This window comes from Streptomyces sp. RKAG337 (assembly GCF_023701715.1).
Lineage (GTDB): Bacteria > Actinomycetota > Actinomycetes > Streptomycetales > Streptomycetaceae > Actinacidiphila.
In genome coordinates this window covers 3,557,482-3,575,557 of sequence record NZ_JAJOZA010000001.1, presented here as the reverse complement: position 1 = coordinate 3,575,557, position 18,076 = coordinate 3,557,482, and the positions used below count along the sequence as shown (strand labels likewise).

At 70.8% G+C, this 18,076-nt stretch carries 15 protein-coding genes; 11 read left to right on the top strand and 4 right to left on the bottom strand.

Features of this window, described 5'->3' with window-relative positions:
- The first annotated feature begins 180 nt into the window (after positions 1 to 180).
- The 7 genes from LNW73_RS15745 (at position 181) to LNW73_RS15715 (ending at position 8,192) form a co-directional block, all read left to right on the top strand.
- Positions 181 to 1,185, top strand: a complete 1,005-nt coding sequence (locus tag LNW73_RS15745) for a potassium channel family protein (protein WP_250980243.1) — start codon at positions 181 to 183, stop codon at positions 1,183 to 1,185.
- Positions 1,186 to 1,195: 10 nt separating this feature from the next.
- Complete coding sequence (locus LNW73_RS15740; RefSeq protein ID WP_250990327.1) at positions 1,196 to 2,152, top strand: NAD(P)H-quinone oxidoreductase; 957 nt, start codon at positions 1,196 to 1,198, stop codon at positions 2,150 to 2,152.
- 585 nt (positions 2,153 to 2,737) lie between these two features.
- Positions 2,738 to 3,070, top strand: a complete 333-nt coding sequence (locus LNW73_RS15735) for a hypothetical protein (RefSeq protein WP_250990326.1) — start codon at positions 2,738 to 2,740, stop codon at positions 3,068 to 3,070.
- A gap of 86 nt (positions 3,071 to 3,156) precedes the next feature.
- Positions 3,157 to 3,858: a PadR family transcriptional regulator gene (locus LNW73_RS15730; RefSeq protein WP_250990325.1), complete on the top strand. Its 702-nt coding sequence runs from the start codon at positions 3,157 to 3,159 to the stop codon at positions 3,856 to 3,858.
- A gap of 59 nt (positions 3,859 to 3,917) precedes the next feature.
- Complete coding sequence (locus LNW73_RS15725) at positions 3,918 to 4,655, top strand: ABC transporter ATP-binding protein (RefSeq protein ID WP_138351233.1); 738 nt, start codon at positions 3,918 to 3,920, stop codon at positions 4,653 to 4,655.
- Positions 4,652 to 7,504 (top strand): FtsX-like permease family protein, encoded by a 2,853-nt coding sequence (locus tag LNW73_RS15720; RefSeq protein ID WP_250976827.1) that lies wholly within the window; start codon positions 4,652 to 4,654, stop codon positions 7,502 to 7,504. Before LNW73_RS15725 ends, LNW73_RS15720 begins: the two co-directional genes overlap by 4 nt.
- A 142-nt stretch (positions 7,505 to 7,646) precedes the next feature.
- Positions 7,647 to 8,192 carry a bacterial proteasome activator family protein gene (locus LNW73_RS15715; RefSeq protein WP_138351235.1) on the top strand — a complete coding sequence of 182 codons (546 nt, stop codon included), beginning with the start codon at positions 7,647 to 7,649 and terminating at the stop codon, positions 8,190 to 8,192.
- 144 nt (positions 8,193 to 8,336) lie between these two features.
- Here LNW73_RS15715 and LNW73_RS15710 read toward each other — a convergent pair whose 3' ends face one another.
- Positions 8,337 to 10,064: a protein kinase domain-containing protein gene (locus tag LNW73_RS15710; protein WP_250990324.1), complete on the bottom strand. Its 1,728-nt coding sequence runs from the start codon at positions 10,062 to 10,064 to the stop codon at positions 8,337 to 8,339.
- Between the two features lie 210 nt (positions 10,065 to 10,274).
- Between LNW73_RS15710 and LNW73_RS15705 the strand changes: the two genes are divergently transcribed.
- Positions 10,275 to 11,834, top strand: a complete 1,560-nt coding sequence (locus tag LNW73_RS15705) for a protein kinase domain-containing protein (RefSeq protein WP_250990323.1) — start codon at positions 10,275 to 10,277, stop codon at positions 11,832 to 11,834.
- Between the two features lie 36 nt (positions 11,835 to 11,870).
- Here LNW73_RS15705 and LNW73_RS15700 read toward each other — a convergent pair whose 3' ends face one another.
- The 3 genes from LNW73_RS15700 to LNW73_RS15690 form a co-directional block, all read right to left on the bottom strand.
- Positions 11,871 to 12,905, bottom strand: a complete 1,035-nt coding sequence (locus tag LNW73_RS15700; RefSeq protein WP_250990322.1) for a phosphotransferase — start codon at positions 12,903 to 12,905, stop codon at positions 11,871 to 11,873.
- A gap of 15 nt (positions 12,906 to 12,920) precedes the next feature.
- Positions 12,921 to 13,337: a pyridoxamine 5'-phosphate oxidase family protein gene (locus tag LNW73_RS15695; protein WP_250990321.1), complete on the bottom strand. Its 417-nt coding sequence runs from the start codon at positions 13,335 to 13,337 to the stop codon at positions 12,921 to 12,923.
- A 131-nt stretch (positions 13,338 to 13,468) separates the two neighbouring features.
- Complete coding sequence (locus tag LNW73_RS15690; RefSeq protein WP_250990320.1) at positions 13,469 to 14,134, bottom strand: response regulator; 666 nt, start codon at positions 14,132 to 14,134, stop codon at positions 13,469 to 13,471.
- Positions 14,135 to 14,442: 308 nt separating this feature from the next.
- Here LNW73_RS15690 and pdhA point away from each other — a divergent pair, with 308 nt between their 5' ends.
- From pdhA to LNW73_RS15675, 3 genes are read left to right on the top strand one after another with little or no spacing between them, the layout of a single operon-like run.
- Positions 14,443 to 15,579: a pyruvate dehydrogenase (acetyl-transferring) E1 component subunit alpha gene (pdhA, locus tag LNW73_RS15685; RefSeq protein WP_250976833.1), complete on the top strand. Its 1,137-nt coding sequence runs from the start codon at positions 14,443 to 14,445 to the stop codon at positions 15,577 to 15,579.
- 8 nt (positions 15,580 to 15,587) lie between these two features.
- Entirely contained in the window at positions 15,588 to 16,562 is a 975-nt protein-coding gene (locus LNW73_RS15680; protein ID WP_250992932.1) for an alpha-ketoacid dehydrogenase subunit beta, read from the top strand.
- 56 nt (positions 16,563 to 16,618) lie between these two features.
- The gene (locus LNW73_RS15675) at positions 16,619 to 18,016 is read left to right on the top strand and encodes a dihydrolipoamide acetyltransferase family protein (protein ID WP_250992931.1); all 1,398 of its coding nucleotides are present in this window, start codon (positions 16,619 to 16,621) and stop codon (positions 18,014 to 18,016) included.
- Positions 18,017 to 18,076 lie beyond the last annotated feature (60 nt).

Genomic DNA, 18,076 nt, shown 5'->3' with positions numbered 1-18,076 from the left:
GCTGCCGCGGGCCGGGCGGACAGCGGCGCCGACCACGGGACCGACCCGCACGACCCCCACACCGACGACCTGCACACCAATGACCACACCAATGAACCCACCCACGACCCCGCCGGGAGCGGCCACCGCGGCAGCCATCCCGCCGACCACGACAGCCCGGGCAGCCTCGCCTACAAGGTGATGTTCCCCCGGCAGACCATCGGCCCGCTGGTCCAGGTGTCCCGGCGGCTGGCGATGGCGCTGCTCGTGCTGCTCGCCACGGTTCTCATCGTCTATCTGGACCGCGGCGGGTACCACGACAACGCAGACGACTCCGTCTCGTTCCTCGACTCGCTCTACTACGCGACGGTCACGCTCTCGACGACCGGCTACGGCGACATCGTCCCCTACAGCGTCAGCGCGCGGCTGTGCAATGTCTTCCTGGTGACGCCGCTGCGCGTCCTCTTCCTGATCATCCTGGTCGGCACCACCCTCGAAGTGCTCACCGAGCGCACCCGCGAGCAATGGCGGCTCAAACGCTGGAGGTCCACCTTGCGCGACCACATCGTCATCGTCGGATACGGCACCAAGGGCCGATCCGCCGCGCAGACGCTGCTCGGCCGGGGGATTCCGGTCGGGAAGATCGTGATCGTCGACCCCAGCCCCAAGGTGATCCAGGCGGCCACCGCAGAGGGCTTCGTCGGGGTGGTGGGCGACGCCACGCGCAACGACGTGCTGCTGCGCGCCGAGGCCGAGCGCGCCAAGGAGATCGTGATCGCGGCGCAGCGCGACGACACCGCCGTGCTGGTCACCCTGACCGCGCGCCAGCTCAACAAGCGGGCGAACATCGTCGCTTCGGTGCGCGAGGAGGAGAACGCACCGCTGCTGCGGCAGTCCGGCGCCAACGCGGTGATCACGAGCTCCAGCGCCGCCGGCCGGCTGCTGGGCCTGTCGATGCTGAGCCCGAGCGTGGGGCAGGTGATGGACGACCTGATCACGTACGGCAGCGGCCTCGATCTCATCGAGCGGCCGGTCACCAAGGCGGAGGTGGGCATGGCGCCGCGGGACGTGTCCGATCTGGTCGTCTCCATCAAGCGCGGCCACCGGCTGCTGGGCTTCGACGATCCGGAAGCGGCCACGCTGCAGTTCGCCGACCGCCTGATCGCGATTCACCGTGCGGGTCCCGATCTGCCGTCCGGAGGGTAGCCTCGCGCTCATGTATGCGATCACCATCCCCGAACCCGGCGGACCCGAGGCGCTCGTCTGGGCCGAGGTCGCGGACCCCGAACCCGCCGCGGGTGAGGTCCTGGTCGAGGTCGTGGCCAGCGCCGTCAACCGTGCCGATCTGCTGCAACGCCAGGGCTTCTACGATCCGCCGCCCGGCTCGTCCCCCTACCCGGGCCTGGAGTGTTCCGGCCGGATCTCCGCGCTCGGCCCCGGTGTGTCCGGCTGGGCGGTCGGCGACGAGGTGTGCGCGCTGGTGACGGGCGGCGGCTATGCGCAGAAGGTCGTCGTGCCGGTCGGTCAGCTGCTGCCGGTGCCCAAGGGCGTCGATCTGGTGTCCGCCGCCGCGCTGCCCGAGGTCGTCTGTACGGTCTGGTCCAACGTTTTCATGGTCGGGCACCTGCGCCCCGGCGAGACGCTGCTGGTCCACGGCGGTTCGAGCGGTATCGGCACCATGGCGATCCAGCTCGCGAAGGCGGTCGGCGCCAAGGTCGCGGTGACGGCCGGCAGCGCGGAGAAGCTGGAGGCCTGCCGGAAGCTGGGCGCGGACATCCTGGTCAACTACCGCGAGCAGGACTTCACGGAGCTGGTCAGGGCGGACGTGATCCTCGACATCATGGGCGCGAAGTACCTCGAGCGGAACGTGGACGCGCTGGCGGTCAACGGCCGGCTCGTCATCATCGGTCTGCAGGGCGGCGTCAAGGGCGAGCTGAACCTCGCCACGATGCTGGTCAAGCGGGTGGCGGTCGTGGCGACCTCGCTGCGCGGGCGCCCGCTGGGTGAGAAGGCCGCGATCGTGGCCGCGGTGCGTGAGCATGTCTGGCCGCTGCTGGAGGCCGGTACGGTGCGGCCGGTCGTCGACCGTACGATCCCGATCACCGACGCCGCCGAGGCCCATCGTGTGGTGGAAGCCAGCGCGCACATCGGCAAGGTCGTCCTGACGGTCTGAGGGCGTCCGTCCCCCGACGCCCGCCCAAGATGCCGCAATTGGCGCTTCATGTGAGGCTTGTGCCACATATGAAGTCGGCGGCTGAGAGGGGCGGGCGTCTTGCGTTCGGCACCCGGTGGGCGAGTGACGGCGGCAGCCGTACTGACCGGAGCGCTTCTGCTCCTGCCGGTGGCGTCCGGGTGGGCCGCGCAGGGCCGCGCGACGGCGTCGGCAGGTGCCGGTGCCGTGTTCGCGGCTCCGCCGCCCGCGACGCCCCGGCTGCCGGAACAACCGCAGCAGCCGCAGCAGCCGGAACAGCCGAAGCCTCCCGTGCCTCCCATGCCGCCCCTCCCCGGGATACCCGCGCCTCCCGTGACTCCGGAGCAACCGCCGCGGCCCGGCACCACCTCGACACCGCCGAAGCCCACACCGCCGAAGCCGGCAACACCGAAGCCCACAACGCCGAAACCGGCGACGCCGAAACCCAGCACGCCGAAGCCCGTCACGCCCAAGCCCACCACGACGAAACCGGCCACGGCGAAGCCCGGCACGCCGAAGCCCGACGGGAAGAAGCAGGGGCCGTGGCGCAAGGGATGGGCGCACGGGATGTCGGCCCCGGACAGCGCGGAGGACACCGCGTCCGACGAGGACCTGTACGTAGCGGAATATGATCCTCCGGATTCGGTTCAGCCGGAGGGCTCGGGCGGCACCGAGGCGTACGAGCTCCCGATGCCCCAGCCGTCCGCCGCGGTCGTCGTCCCCGTTCCGGCGCTGCCGAAGGCGCCCGCTCCGGCGGCCGCTGCGAGCGTCGCTCCCGCCGTCGACGAGGAGGCCGGGGACCCGGTCGGCCGTGCGGTGAGCGTGCTGCCGCTCGGCGCCGGGCTGGCCCTGGTCGGGCTGGGCCTCGGCTTCCTGGGTCTGCGCCTCCGCAGAAGCTGATCCGTCGGCGAGTGACGGCGAGTGCCGGCGAGTATCGGCGGGCCCGACCTTGCTCTCCGTGACCATACTCGGTATACATACTCAGTATGTCGATCCGTCATGGCCTCCTGGCCCTCCTCGATCGCGGTCCCCGCTACGGGTTCCAGCTGCGTACCGAGTTCGAGTCCCGTACCGGTTCCACCTGGCCGCTGAACGTCGGCCAGGTCTACACGACCCTTGGACGGCTGGAGCGTGACGGTCTGGTCGTGCCGGCCGGGGAGGACGACGGCGGCCACGCGCTGTACGCCATCACCGATGAGGGACGCAGCGAACTGCGCACCTGGTTCTCCACACCTGTGGACCGGGCGAATCCACCCCGCAACGAGCTGGCGATCAAGCTCGCGATGGCCGTGGGCTCGTCCGACATCGACATCCGTGCCGTCATCCAGGCGCAACGGCACCACACCCTCCAGGCCCTGCAGGACTACACCCGGCTGAAGGCGCAGGCGCTCGTCGCGCTGGAGCAGGACCAGAACCGTGACGACGTCGCGTGGCTGCTCGTCATCGAGCAGCTGATCTTCCAGGCGGAGGCCGAGGCGCGCTGGCTGGACCACGCGGAGACCCGGCTCGTACGGCTGGCCGACGCGATCGCCACCGACAAAGGCGGCGTGAACGACGCGAAGCCGAACCCGAACCCGAACCCGAACCAGGCCCCGAACCAGGCCCCGCACCAGAGCTCGAAGCAGGAAGCCGCGCACGACAAGGGACTGCGTGCCGCTCTGGCGCGTTCGAGGCCCGGCCGGCGCTGACCCGTACGCCCCACAACGTTCCGACCTGACCACAGACCTGATCACAGGGGGATCAACCCATGTCTGCCCAAGAGCATCAGCCCGTCCTGCAGTTGCAGGAGCTGACCCGAGTTCATGGCAGCGGCACCACGGAAGTGCACGCGCTGCGCGGCATCGACCTGTCCGTCTTCCCCGGTGAACTCGTCGCCGTCATGGGGCCGTCCGGCTCCGGCAAGTCCACGCTGCTGACCATCGCGGGCGGACTCGACCTCCCCACCTCGGGCCGGGTGCTCGTCGAGGGCACCGATCTCACCACCGCGAACCGCAAGCAGATGGCCGCGCTGCGCCGCCGCAGCATCGGTTACGTCTTCCAGGACTACAACCTCATACCGGCGCTGACCGCCGTCGAGAACGTCGCCCTGCCCCGTGAGCTCGACGGCACCTCCGCCCGCAAGGCCCGCCGAGAGGCGCTGGCTTCGCTGCAGGAGATGGACCTCGACCACCTCGCCGACCGCTTCCCGGACGAGATGTCCGGTGGTCAGCAGCAGCGGGTCGCCATCGCCCGCGCGCTGGTCGGCGACCGCCGGCTGGTGCTGGCCGACGAGCCGACGGGTGCGCTGGACTCCGAGACCGGCGAGTCGGTGCTCGCGCTGCTGCGGGCCCGCTGTGACGCGGGTGCGGCCGGCGTCCTGGTCACCCATGAGCCGCGGTTCGCGGCCTGGGCGGACCGGGTGGTCTTCCTGCGGGACGGTTCCGTCGTCGACACGACGCTGCGCTCGAACGCCGAGTCGCTGCTCACCGGCGGTGTGGCTCAGTGAACGGCTGGCTCAATTCCTGGCGTGCCGCGGTGCGCATCGCACGGCGTGACGCCTGGCGCTTCAAGGGACGCAGCATCCTCGTCCTGGCCATGATCGCGTTGCCGATCCTGGGCGTGAGCGCCGCCGACATCACCATCCGCAGCTCGCAGTTGACCGCCGAGCAGTCGCTGACCCGCGCCCTCGGTGCCGCCGACGCCGAGCTCTCCGACGCCGGGTACGACGGCCTGCCGGTCTACCAGTCCCCGGACGGCAAGAACAAGTCGCTGGTCAACGAGAACGCGTCCGGGCAGACGATCCCGGGTGGCAGCGGTCCCGGAGTCGATGTCCCGGCCGCCATCCCCGCCGGGGCGAAGACGCTGAAGGACTCCGTCGGCACGGGCAAGGTCCACACGAAGTACGGCCTGCTGGACGTCGACATCCGTGAACTGAAGGCCTCCGACCCGATGGCCGCCGGGATCATGGAGCTGGACCGCGGTCACTTCCCGGACGCACCGGACGAGGTCATCGCGACCAACGCGTTCCTCAAGACGAGCGGTCTGCACGTCGGCTCATCGGTCTCCGCCCGTGACCTGGCCACCAAGTACAAGATCGTCGGCGCCTACGACCTGCCCGGTGAGCTGAAGACGACGCAGATCAACGCCCTGCCGGGCGCCTTCCTCGCGCCGCTCGCCAAGGCTCTCAAGGCGGCAGGACGCGATGGGCCGGGCATCTCGTCCAAGTACCTCGTGGCCGTGGACGGTGGTTTCACGTGGAACATGGTGAAGGGGATCAACGCCAAGAGCGTCGTCGCGCACTCCCGTGCGGTGTCGCTCGACCCGCCGGCCGATTCCGAGGTGCCGCTGTTCGTCAAGTACCCGGACTGGAACCAGAGCTACGGCGGCAGCACCGCTGAGAAGGCCGCGCTGCTCGCCGTGGGCGCGACCATCGTCGGCCTGGCGATGCTGGAGATCTGCCTGCTCGCCGGGCCGGCCTTCGCGGTCGGCGCCCGCCGCTCGCGCCGCCAGCTCGGGCTGGTCGGGGCCAACGGCGGCGACCGCCGCCACATCCGCGCGATCGTGCTGTCCGGCGGTCTGGTGATCGGTGTGGTCGCCGCCTTCGTCGGCACGGTGCTCGGTCTGGCGCTGACCTTCGCGCTCCGTGAGCCGCTGGAGCAGTACACCGGTGCGCGCTTCGGCGGTATCTCGGTGCACCCGCTCGAACTCCTCGGCATCGGGCTGCTCGCGATCCTCACCGGGCTGCTGGCCGCCATCGTCCCTGCGGTCGTCGCCTCCCGGCAGAGCGTGCTGGCCGCGCTGACCGGTCGCCGCGGCGTCCGGCACGCCAACCGGGTGCTGCCGGTACTCGGCCTCGCCGCCGTCTGTCTCGGCGTCGGTATCGCGGTCTTCGGCTCGATGAAGACCGACAACGTGCTCGCGGTCGGCGGCGGCTCCGCCATCGCCGAACTCGGCATCGTCGCGCTGACCCCGACCCTGGTCGGGCTCTTCGGACGGCTCGGCGGCTGGCTGCCGCTCTCCCCGCGGCTCGCGCTGCGTGACGCGGTGCGCAACCGGGGTCGCACGGCCCCGGCCGTCGCCGCCGTCCTCGCGGCCGTCGCGGGCACGGTCGCGGTGGCGACGTACACCGCCAGCAGCGATCTGGAGTCGCGCAACGGGTACGAGGCGCAGGCGCCCTACGGTGTCGTGGCGGTCAGTATCGAACGGGAGCAGGGCCGTGACCTGGACGCGGTCCGGGCGGCCATCGAGAAGCGCTTCCCGGTCTCGTCCCGCGCGGATGTCTCACGGGTGGTCGTCGGCAAGAAGACCTGCTCGATGTACCGGAGCAACCCCGGCTGCGGCCGGGCGGAGATGGTGCTGCCCCCGGCCAACGCGTGCCCCACGGACGGGCCGGACGCCGACCGGAAGTTCAGCGTGGCCGAGCGGCGCAAGCTGGCGAAGGACTGGCGCTGCGACCGCAGGTACCACAGCAGCGCCATCAGCACGGATTCCGATGTGCTGATCGGTGACGCCGGGCTGCTCCACGCGCTCGGCATCAAGGACCCCGGGGCCGAGCAGGCGCTCGCGGCCGGCCACACGGTGCTGTTCGACAAGCACTACGTGGAGAAGAACCGGCTCACCTTCCGGATCGTCGAGGACTCCTCGAAGCCGGTCCCCGAGGGTCAGGACGCCGTCGGACCGCTGAAGTCGTTCCCCACGTACGTCGCCCAGGACGGCACGGAGTCCTACGGCGTCCGCGCCATCATGACGCCGGCCACGGCGAAGGCCGCCGGGCTGCAGACCGTTCCCTTCGGTTCGTACTTCGTGAACGAGAACGTGCCCAGCAGCAAGGAACAGCAGGCGCTGGACGACGATCTCGCCAAACTGGGCGCCGATCCGAGCCTGTATGTCGAGGAGGGCTACGTCAGCGACAACAACATCATCCTGCTGGCGCTGACCGTCTTCGCCGGTCTGGTCACCATCGGTGCCGCGGGCATCGCCACCGGTCTGGCCCAGGCGGACGCCGAGCCCGACCTGAAGACCCTGGCGGCGATCGGCGCCGATCCACGGGTGCGGCGGACGCTGTCCGGCTTCCAGTGCGGGGTGGTGGCCGTGATGGGTGTCGTCCTCGGCTCGGCCGCGGGCGTCCTGCCCGCGATCGGGCTGCGCAAGGCCGAGGAGCGGCAGCAGCTGAAGTTCTACCAGGAGGCACTGGACCGGGGCTGGGGCGGCATGGGCGGTGCTCCGCACATCCCCATCGTGATTCCCTGGTCGACCCTGGCGGCCCTGATCGTCGCCGTCCCGCTGGGCGCGGCGCTGCTGGCGGCCCTGGTCACCCGGTCCCGCACCTCGCTGTCCCGCCGCGAGGCGTCGTAACGGAGGACAGAGGCGCCGCGGACCGGGTCGCCGTCCCGCGGAATACCGCCTGACCAGCCGAATGTGTGCCCTCTGACGTGGTGGATCAGCCGCATCAGGGGGCACACCTTCAGGAGAACGCAGTGTGCGAGAGAATGGCGGCATGGAGATGCCGATGAACGAACGGTCGCAGGAGAGCCCGCAGGTCCTGATCGTGGGACCGGACGGAATGGCGCTCGGCGGCACCCCTGGCGGCGGCGAGGAATCGCGCGAGGTCCCGGTGACAGACATGGTGGAACAGCCGGCGAAGGTCATGCGTATCGGCAGCATGATCAAGCAGCTTCTGGAAGAAGTGCGGCAGGCGCCGCTCGACGAGGCGAGCCGCGTGCGTCTCAAGGAGATCCACGCCAGTTCCGTCAAGGAACTGGAGGACGGTCTCGCGCCCGAGCTGGTGGAGGAGCTGGAACGGCTCTCGCTGCCCTTCAACGACGACTCGATCCCCACCGAGGCCGAGCTGCGCATCGCCCAGGCGCAGCTGGTCGGCTGGCTGGAGGGTCTCTTCCACGGCATCCAGACGGCGCTGTTCGCCCAGCAGATGGCCGCCAGGGCCCAGCTGGAGCAGATGCGCCGCGCCCTCCCGCCGGGTGTGGGCGGGCACGAGGAGGACGAGGGCGGCCACCCGGGCGCCCGCTCCGGCCCGTACCTCTAGGAATCCGGGAACCACCCGTCCCTATAGGAATCCGGGAACGACCCGTGCCTCCAGGAATCCGGGAAGCACCGACACATCACCGCGGAGGGCCCGGCACACATCATGTGTGCCGGGCCCTCCGCGGTTACCGCCGTTGTCGCCGGATCAGCTGGCGCCCTTGCCGGTGGAGACCCAGATGGTGATCTTGCTGGCGTCGTTCTTCCACGTGACGTTGTAGTCGGCCAGCGCCTTCGGCGTCTGGTCGACGACCGCGCCCTTGCCCCACTGCTGCTCGTTCGTGTACTTCACCGTGTACTTCCAGCCGGCGGCCTTCAGGCACGCCTCGACGGAGTCCCGGTACTTGGTGTTGAACTGCGGGAACAGGACCATGTTCGGGTCCGTGTTGGTGAAGCCCTGGGTGGCCCCGGTGCACGCCGACGACTCCAGCGTCCGGGTCTTGTCGCCCTCGACGACCCCGCCGTTGTTCGCCGCGGTCGACGGCGAGGTCCCGCCGCTGGAAGCACCCGGCACGTACTGGCCGGCGGACGTGGACGGGGAGGCGGTGTCGGTGCCCTTGTCGGCGGTGTCGTCCGAGCCGCCCTGCATCTTGACGATCAGGCCGACGATCAGGCAGATGGCGGCCACCGCCACCGTGGCGCCGATCAGCACGGTCCGGCTCGACCTGCCGCCGCCGCTGCCGCCGCCACCGGGTCCGCCGGAGACCGTGCCGGGCTGCATCGGGTACCCGGCCGTCGGAGCCGGCGTCCGATACTGCGGCGCCTGCTGCTGGACCTGCTGCGGGTAGCCGTACGCGGCCGGGGTCGCGGGCGCCGGGGTGCTCGGGCCGTAGGCGCTGTGCTGCGGCGTGGGCGTCTGGTACGGGCTGTGGACGTTCGGCGGCGGGGTGTGCAGCGCGCCCTGGGCGGGCGGGAAGACCGTCGCGGAGACGCCCTCGCCGCGGCTGCGGGCGTGCGGGCCCTCGCCGATGATCAGCGGGGTGGTGCCGGCCTGCGTCGAGGCGCCGACCCGCTCCAGCTCGTCGTGCATGGCGTCCGCGGTCGGGAAGCGCTCCGCCGGGTTCTTCTTCAGGGCCCGCGCGATCAGCGCGTCGACCCCGGGGGTGATCGCCCGGTTGTACTGGGACGGCGCGGGCGGGATCTCCTGCACGTGCTGGTACGCCATGCCCAGCGGCGAGTCCGACTCGAAGGGGATCCGGCCGGTCGTCAGCTCGAAGAGCATGCAGCCGACGGAGTACAGGTCGGACCGCTCGTCGACGCCGCGGCCCAGCGCCTGCTCGGGCGACAGGTACTGCGGGGTGCCGACGACCATGCCGGTCTGGGTCATCGACGTGACGCCGGACTGCATGGCCCGGGCGATGCCGAAGTCCATGACCTTGACCACACCACGCTTGGTCACCATCACGTTGCCGGGCTTGATGTCGCGGTGCACCAGGCCCATCTCGTGGCTGACCGCGAGGGCCGCCAGCACATCGCCGGTGATCTTCAGTGCCTTCTCGGCCGGCATCGCGCCGTACTGCGCGACGTCCTCGGCCAGCACCACGTTGAGCGGCTTGCCCTCGACGTACTCCATGACGATGTACGGGACCATCGCGCCGTCGAGGGTGTCCTCGCCGGAGTCGAAGACCGAGACGATGTTGGTGTGGTTCAGTTTGGCCACAGCCTGCGCCTCGCGGCGGAACCGCTCACGGAAGGACTGTTCGTTCCCCAGGCTCGTGTGCAGTGTCTTGACGGCGACCGGGCGGTCCAGCACCGTGTCGTGTCCCAGGTGCACCGATGCCATGCCGCCCTCGCCGAGGAGATCGCGCAGCACATAGCGACCGCCTCCGACCGAGCGACCCGCGTAATCGGTCTGCGCGCCGTCCCCGCTGCTCATCTGTACCGCTTCCCCCTAGAGAGGGCCCATCGGCCCGCCGGCTTGCCCGCCAAGTCTGGCTTATCGCGCGGGCACGTCAAGTTCGTTGACCATCTCGTCACCTGATGCGCATCGGGCCCATACATGAGCGGCCCGGCACCGTCCCCGGAGACGGTAGCGTGGCCGACCAGAAAACCTGTAAGGCGAGGCACCAAGCGACGGCGAGGACTGATGGTCGACCCCCATGAGACGACCGCAGGAACCGGAGCGTCCGATTCGCCCGAATTGTGGGGCGCGCAAGGGATGGTCGGTGACGGCCGTTACCGGCTGACCTACCGGCTGGGACGCGGCGGAATGGCCGAGGTCTTCGCGGCCGAGGACGTACGGCTGGGCCGGATCGTGGCGATCAAGCTGCTGCGCTCCGATCTGGCGGAGGACCCGGTCTCCAAGGCGCGCTTCACCCGCGAGGCACAGTCGGTCGCCGGGCTGAACCACCATGCCGTGGTCGCGGTGTACGACTCGGGCGAGGACCGCACCCCCACCGGCACGGTCCCCTACATCGTCATGGAGCTGGTCGACGGGCACACCATCCGCGACCTGCTGACCGGCGCCGAGGCGCCGCCCATCGACCAGGCGCTGATCATCATCTCCGGTGTGCTGGAGGCGCTCGCCTACAGCCACCAGCACGGCATCGTGCACCGTGACATCAAGCCGGCCAACGTCATCATCACCAACACCGGCGCCGTCAAGGTCATGGACTTCGGCATCGCCCGTGCGCTGCACGGCGCGGCCAGCACCATGACCCAGACCGGCATGGTCATGGGCACCCCGCAGTACCTCTCCCCCGAGCAGGCGCTCGGCAAGGCGGTCGACTACCGCTCCGACCTGTACGCGACCGGCTGCATGCTCTACGAGCTGCTGGCGCTGCGGCCGCCCTTCACCGGCGAGACGCCGCTGTCGGTGGTCTACCAGCACGTGCAGGACGAACCGCAGGTGCCGTCCACGGTCAGCGACCGGGTGCCGCCGGAGCTCGACGGCCTGGTGCTGCGCGCGCTCGCCAAGCACCCGGACGACCGCTTCCAGAGCGCCGAGGAGATGCGCGGCGTCGTGCAGTACGCGCTGCACATGCTGCAGGAGCAGGGTGGCTGGAACAACGTCTGGGACACCGGCGTCGTACCGCACTCGGCACCGGTCACCCCGTCGGCGGGCACCGGCATGAGCCCCGGCCCGACGATCGGGCGGCAGGGCAACAGCACCACCGCGGAGTTCAGCCGGCCGCTGCTGCTGGGCGCGTCCGGTGGCGGAGCGGACGAGACGCACGGCTACCACGAACCGCAGCACGGCGGCCATGGCGGCGGCGGGGGCAACAAGTGGCTCAAGCCGGTGCTCTTCGTGCTGGCCGCGGTGCTGGCGATCTCGATGGGCGTGTACTTCGCCGTCGGGCACGCCGGGAACAAGAAGGATCCGGGCCAGGACGTGGCGCCGTCGAGCGTGCAGAGCTCGCAGGACCAGAGCTCCGCGCCGAGCCAGGACACCTCCACGGATCCGAACCAGGGCGACGGGGGCATCACGCAGCCGCCGACGACGACGCCGTCCCACCGGCAGACGCGCACCACCTCGCCGACGCCCACGGAGACGAAGACCGAGACGGCGACGGAGTCCCCGTCCTCGACGCCCACCGAGACCACCTCGGAGCCGTCCGACACGCCGACCGACGACCCCACGACGACGAAGCCCGCGACGACGCCCCCCGGCGCCGGTGGCAACAACGGCAAGCCCGGCACCGGCTGACCGGACCGCGTTCACCGGCCCCGGCCCCGCGGCCGGTCAGCCGGTGAACGCGTCGCTGACGGCCTCGTACTCGCGGGTCCACCACACCGCGAGCGCGGAGGACGCCGGGAAGAGCGGGTCGGAGCGCCGGTCGCGCTCCTGGTAGCGCCAGCGCAGCATCCAGAAGTCGTTCAGGCGCTCCCACCAGACCCGGTGCACCGCCGCGGCCAGCTCCTGGGCGGTCACCCCGGCCGCGAGCCGGTAGGCGCGCGCGTAGGGCCGCACCTTCGCCAGGTCGAGCTTCCCGTCACCCGGCCGGACGAAGAAGATCGCGGCGGCCCGTACCGCCTCCTCCGCGCGCGGCTGCACGCCGAGGCGGTCCCAGTCGACGATGGCGACGGGTTCGTCACCGCGGTAGAGCAGGTTCAGCGGGTGGAAGTCGCCGTGCACCCAGCCCGTGGCGGGCCCGTCCGGGGCGGGCGGGCGGCGGTGGGCGTGCCGTTCCAGCAGGGTGCGGCGCTCCAGCAGCCGGTGCTCGGCCAGCTCGTCGAAGGTCTCGCGCGGCTCGTGCGCGTGGGCCAGGTCCAGCAGCTCGTCGATGAGCGCGTACGTCCGCGCGGGGTCGGCGCTGGGGTGCGGGACCCGGTCCGCCTCCGGCGGGGGCTGTACGCGGGCCAGGCCGGCGTGCACATGGCCGAGGAGCGCGCCGAGGCGCCGGGACTGGGCGGCGGTCAGCTCGGTGCCCTCCCGGTGCCGGCCCTCGACCCACGGGTAGAGCGCGTAGCAGCGCCCGCCGACGACGGCGACGGTCCGGCCCTCGGTGTCGGCGACCGGGGCGGCGACGGGCAGCCCGAGGCCGTCCAGGAGCAGGGTCGCGCGGTGCTGGCGGGCGATGACGGCGGCGTCCGCGGTGTCCGGCGCGACGTAGTGCTTGAGGAAGAACCGGCCACGGGTGGTGGCCAGCCGGTAGCCGCGGTTCAGCAGTCCCTGGGGGACCGGATGGCAGGCCAGTGGGGTGCCCACGCCCTCGTAACGGCGCAGCAGTGTGCCGAGCGTGCGCTCAGCGAGCAGCTCCGTCGCCGTGCCCGTCACCCGGGAAATCGTAGATCACGCGGCGTGCAGCTCCGGCCACCCTGCGACACCCTTCACGAACTGGACGTCCACGAACTGCGGGTCGATCCGCAGATGGACCGGATCGAAGGCCTCCTCGTCCACGAACGAGGGAAGCGGTCCGAAGATCTCGTCCGCGCTCTCCGGTGCCGGGACGACGCGGGCGGTGCCGGTGAGGTGCACGGCCCAGATGGAGTCCGTGGCCGTGTTCAGGTTGTCGGCCTGGTAGCCGACGACGGAGCCGTCGCAGGCACCGTGTATGTCCCAGCCGCGGTGGACGCGGATCAGCACGTGGTCGTCCACCACGACGTGCCGGGCGACGGCGATGCAGGGCATGGCATGGCGCGAGAGGGCCAGGCGTCCGTAGCGGACGGCGGCCACGAGCTCGATCGCGCGTCGTTCCTGTGGGGACATCTCTCCACTGTGGCGTTCGGCGGGCGGGACGGGACAGGGGCGGCGGCCCCCGATCGGCAGGGTCCTTGGTCCCTCGCTCCGTGGGGGCGGCTGTGCGGGTCCTGGAGCGCCGGCCGGGCGCCCCGGGCGCCTCAGCGCCGCTGGTTCTCCTCGGCGTGCATCCTGGCGACGTAGGCGGCCGCCTGGGTCCTGCGCTCCATGCCGAGCTTGGAGAGCAGCGAGGAGACGTAGTTCTTGACGGTCTTCTCGGCGAGGTGCAGCTTCTCGCCGATCTGCCGGTTGGTGTGGCCCTCGCCGATCAGGTCGAGGATCTTCTTCTCCTGCTCGGTGAGGTCGGCGAGCCGGTCGTCGCCCTTGTCGGCGCCGTGCCGCAGCCGCTCCAGCACCCGGGCGGTCGCGACGGGGTCCAGCAGCGACTTCCCGGCGGCGACGTCGCGGACGGCGCTGAGCAGGTCCGTCCCCCGGATGGCCTTGAGCACATAACCCGCCGCGCCGGCCATGATCGCGTCGAAGAGCGCCTCGTCGTCGGCGAACGAGGTGAGCATCAGGCACTTGATGCCCGGATCGTTGGACCGGATCTCCCGGCAGACCTCGACACCGCTGCCGTCGGGCAGCCGGACGTCCAGGACCGCGACGTCAGGGCGGGTGGCGGGGATCCGGATCAGGGCCTCGGCGGCCGTTCCGGCCTCACCGACGATCTGGATATCGGTCTCTACGGAGAGCAGCTCATGGACGCCCCGACGGACCACTTCGTGGTCATCGAGGAGGAATACATGGATTTTTCCGTCTTCGCGCACGAATCGAGCATCCCACACGATTCGATCTCAGAACCTCTTACGCCATTTCGATCCGCGAGATACCGTTCCTCTGTCCCGGTGGCCTGCGACAACGCCTATTTACTAGGTAATCCAAGCAAAACCGCAGGTAGGACGCCTTCGCGCGATTGCGGATGTAGTAGGTAACGTCTTTCTTGCAGGCCACTTGCCGGGGCACTGTCACGCCTGGCTCGGCCATGCCGCACATACCCCGTGCGCCGCGTCGAACCAGGTGAGCCGCAACTGGCCTCCCGGCGGATCCCGGGGGCCGGACAGACGGAGGAGCGAACGTGAGCGTGAAGAGCACTGCCGCGCGGAGGACCACCCGCGGCGGCGCGAAGCGCCGTGGGGGCGAGCCCGAGCTCGTACAGCTGTTGACCCCCGAGGGCAAGCGCGTCGAGCACAGCGAGTACTCCATCGACCTGACCCCGGACGAGCTGCGTGGCCTGTACCGCGACATGGTGCTGACCCGCCGCTTCGATGCCGAGGCGATCACACTGCAGCGGCAGGGCGAGCTGGGCCTCTGGGCCTCGCTCCTCGGCCAGGAGGCGGCACAGATCGGATCGGGACGGGCCACCCGTCCGGACGACTACGTCTTCCCGACCTACCGCGAACACGGTGTGGCCTGGACCCGCGATGTGGACCCGCTGAACCTGCTGGGCATGTTCCGCGGGGTCAATCACGGTGGATGGGACCCCAACGAGAACAATTTCCACCTGTACACGATCGTCATCGGCTCGCAGACGCTGCACGCGACCGGTTACGCGATGGGTGTCGCCAAGGACGGCGCGGACTCCGCCGTCATCGCCTACTTCGGCGACGGCGCCTCCAGCCAGGGCGATGTCGCGGAGGCCTTCACCTTCGCGGCCGTCTACAACGCCCCCGTGGTGTTCTTCTGCCAGAACAACCAGTGGGCGATCTCCGAGCCGACCGAGAAGCAGAGCCGGGTGCCGATCTACCAGCGCTCGGCCGGTTTCGGCTTCCCGGGCGTCCGGGTCGACGGCAATGACGTGCTGGCCGTGCTGGCCGTCACCAAGGCGGCCCTGGAGCGGGCCCGCACCGGCCAGGGGCCGATGCTCGTGGAGGCGTTCACCTACCGGATGGGCGCGCACACCACGACCGACGACCCCACCCGCTACCGCGCCGACGAGGAGCGCGAGCAGTGGGAGCTGAAGGACCCGATCCTGCGGCTGAAGACGTACCTGGAGGCCGAGGGCTTCGCCGACGAGGAGTACTACGCCTCGATCGACAAGGAGAGCGACGCGCTCGCCAAGCGGGTGCGGGACGGCGTGCGCACCATGCCGAACCCCGACACCATGGCGATCTTCGAGAACGTCTACGCGGACGGGCACGCGCTCGTCGACGAGGAGCGCGCGCAGTTCGCCGAGTACCTCGCGTCGTTCGCCGACGAGACTGAGGGGCACTGACCATGACCATGACCACGTTGACCATGGCCAAGGCCCTCAACGAGGCGCTGCGCCAGTCGCTGGACACCGATCCCAAGGTCCTGCTCATGGGCGAGGACATCGGGAAGCTCGGCGGCGTCTTCCGCATCACCGACGGCCTGCAGAAGGACTTCGGCGAGGAGCGGGTCATCGACACCCCGCTGGCCGAGTCCGGCATCGTCGGGACCGCGATCGGCCTGGCGCTGCGCGGCTACCGGCCGGTCGTCGAGATCCAGTTCGACGGCTTCGTCTTCCCCGCGTACGACCAGATCGTCACGCAGCTCGCCAAGATGCACGCGCGGGCGCTGGGCAAGGTCAAGATGCCCGTCACCATCCGCATCCCGTACGCGGGCGGCATCGGCGCGGTCGAGCACCACAGCGAGTCCCCGGAGACGCTCTTCGCGCACATCCCGGGCCTGAAGGTGGTCTCGCCGTCCAACCCGCAGGACGCCTACTGGATGCTGCGGCAGGCCATCGACTGCGACGACCCGGTGATCTTCTTCGAGCCGAAGCGCCGTTACTGGGACAAGGGCGAGGTCGACACCGAGGCCATTCCGGGCCCGCTGCACAAGGCCCGGGTGACCCGCACCGGCACCGATCTCACCCTGGCGGCGTACGGTCCCATGGTGAAGGTCTGCATGGAGGCCGCCGCGGCCGCCGCCAAGGAGGGTCGTAGCCTGGAAGTGGTGGACCTGCGGTCCTTGTCGCCGATGGACTTCGACACGATCCAGGCGTCGGTCGAGAAGACCCGCCGGCTGGTGATCGTGCACGAGGCTCCCGTCTTCCTGGGGACCGGCGCGGAGATCGCCGCCCGGATCACCGAGCGGTGCTTCTACCACCTCGAGGCTCCCGTGCTGAGGGTCGGCGGCTTCCACGCCCCGTACCCGCCGGCCCGGCTCGAGGAGGAGTACCTGCCCGGCCTGGACCGCGTACTCGACGCCGTCGACCGCGCGCTGGCGTACTGAGAGGCGAGGAGAGCGTGACTGTGACCGACATTGCGCAGCGCTTCCGCGAGTTCAAGATGCCCGATGTGGGCGAGGGACTCACCGAGGCCGAGATCCTCAAGTGGTACGTCAAGCCGGGTGACACCGTCACCGACGGGCAGGTCGTGTGCGAGGTCGAGACGGCGAAGGCGGCCGTCGAGCTGCCGATCCCGTTCGACGGCGTCGTGCACGAGATCCGTTTCCCCGAGGGGGAGACGGTCGACGTGGGCACCGCCATCATCTCGGTGGACACCACCCCGGGCGCCCCGGACGAGGCTCCGGCCGCCGCCGCGGCCCCGGCCACGGTCGTGCCGGCCGAAGCGGCGCCCGCGGCGCCCGCCGAGCCGGCGAAGCGGCAGGCGGTGCTGGTGGGCTACGGCGTCTCCGAGGCGTCGACCGTCCGCCGGGCCCGCAGGACGCCGGGCGCGGTCCCGGCCCAGCCCGCGGACCGGCCCAAGGGCCGGCCGGCGGCGGAGCTGAACGGCCACGGCGCGAACGGGGCCACCGGCCTCGCCGCGCCGGCCGGGGACCGGCCGCTGGCCAAGCCCCCGGTGCGCAAGCTCGCGAAGGACCTCGGCATCGATCTGAGCTCGGTCGTCCCGAGCGGCCGGGACGGGACCATCACCCGCGAGGACGTGCACGCGGCGCTCGCGCCCGCGCCGTCCGAGCCCGCCGCCGTGGCGGCGGTGCCCGCCGCTGCCGCCGCGGGTCCCGCGGTCGTCGTGGAGCCGGGTGCCCGGGAGATCCGTACGCCGATCAAGGGCGTCCGCAAGGCCACCGCGCAGGCGATGGTCGCGAGCGCCTTCACCGCGCCGCACGTCACGGAGTTCGTGACGTTCGACATCACGCGGACGATGAAGCTGGTCCAGGAGCTCAAGCTGGACCCGGCGTTCGAGGGCCGCAAGGTCAGCCCGCTGCTGCTGGTGGCGAAGGCGCTGCTGGTGGCGATCCGGCGGAACCCCGAGGTGAACGCGACCTGGGACGAGGCCGGCCAGGAGATCGTCCGCAAGGACTATGTGAACCTGGGCATCGCCGCGGCGACCCCGCGCGGGCTGATCGTGCCGAACATCAAGGACGCCGGCGCGAAGACGCTGCCCGAACTGGCCACCGCGCTCGGTGAGCTGGTGGCGACCGCACGGGAGGGCAAGACCTCTCCCGCGCAGATGCAGGGCGGCACGGTGACCATCACCAACGTCGGCGTCTTCGGCGTCGACACCGGTACGCCGATCCTGAACCCGGGGGAGTCCGCGATCCTCGCCTTCGGCGCGGTCAAGGACATGCCCTGGGTGCACAAGGGCAAGGTGAAGGTCCGCAAGGTCACCACGCTGGCCCTGTCGTTCGACCACCGGGTGGTCGACGGCGAGCTGGGCTCGAAGGTGCTCGCGGATGTCGCGGCGCTCCTGGAGCAGCCGAAGCGCCTGCTGACCTGGGCGTAGTTCAGCGGCGCGGCCGAGTGTCACGCGAAAGAGGCCCGGACGTACAAACGTCCGGGCCTC

Excerpts from the sequence above, each read along its gene's own strand:
- LNW73_RS15745 (WP_250980243.1), top strand. The coding sequence starts at position 181 with ATGTTCCCCCGGCAGACCATCGGCCCGCTGGTCCAGGTGTCCCGGCGG.
- LNW73_RS15740 (WP_250990327.1), top strand. The coding sequence starts at position 1,196 with ATGTATGCGATCACCATCCCCGAACCCGGCGGACCCGAGGCGCTCGTC.
- LNW73_RS15735 (WP_250990326.1), top strand. The coding sequence starts at position 2,738 with ATGTCGGCCCCGGACAGCGCGGAGGACACCGCGTCCGACGAGGACCTG.
- LNW73_RS15730 (WP_250990325.1), top strand. The coding sequence starts at position 3,157 with ATGTCGATCCGTCATGGCCTCCTGGCCCTCCTCGATCGCGGTCCCCGC.
- LNW73_RS15725 (WP_138351233.1), top strand. The coding sequence starts at position 3,918 with ATGTCTGCCCAAGAGCATCAGCCCGTCCTGCAGTTGCAGGAGCTGACC.
- LNW73_RS15715 (WP_138351235.1), top strand. The coding sequence starts at position 7,647 with ATGGAGATGCCGATGAACGAACGGTCGCAGGAGAGCCCGCAGGTCCTG.
- LNW73_RS15710 (WP_250990324.1), bottom strand. The coding sequence starts at position 10,064 with ATGAGCAGCGGGGACGGCGCGCAGACCGATTACGCGGGTCGCTCGGTC.
- LNW73_RS15705 (WP_250990323.1), top strand. The coding sequence starts at position 10,275 with ATGGTCGACCCCCATGAGACGACCGCAGGAACCGGAGCGTCCGATTCG.
- LNW73_RS15695 (WP_250990321.1), bottom strand. The coding sequence starts at position 13,337 with ATGTCCCCACAGGAACGACGCGCGATCGAGCTCGTGGCCGCCGTCCGC.
- LNW73_RS15680 (WP_250992932.1), top strand. The coding sequence starts at position 15,588 with ATGACCACGTTGACCATGGCCAAGGCCCTCAACGAGGCGCTGCGCCAG.
- LNW73_RS15675 (WP_250992931.1), top strand. The coding sequence starts at position 16,619 with ATGCCCGATGTGGGCGAGGGACTCACCGAGGCCGAGATCCTCAAGTGG.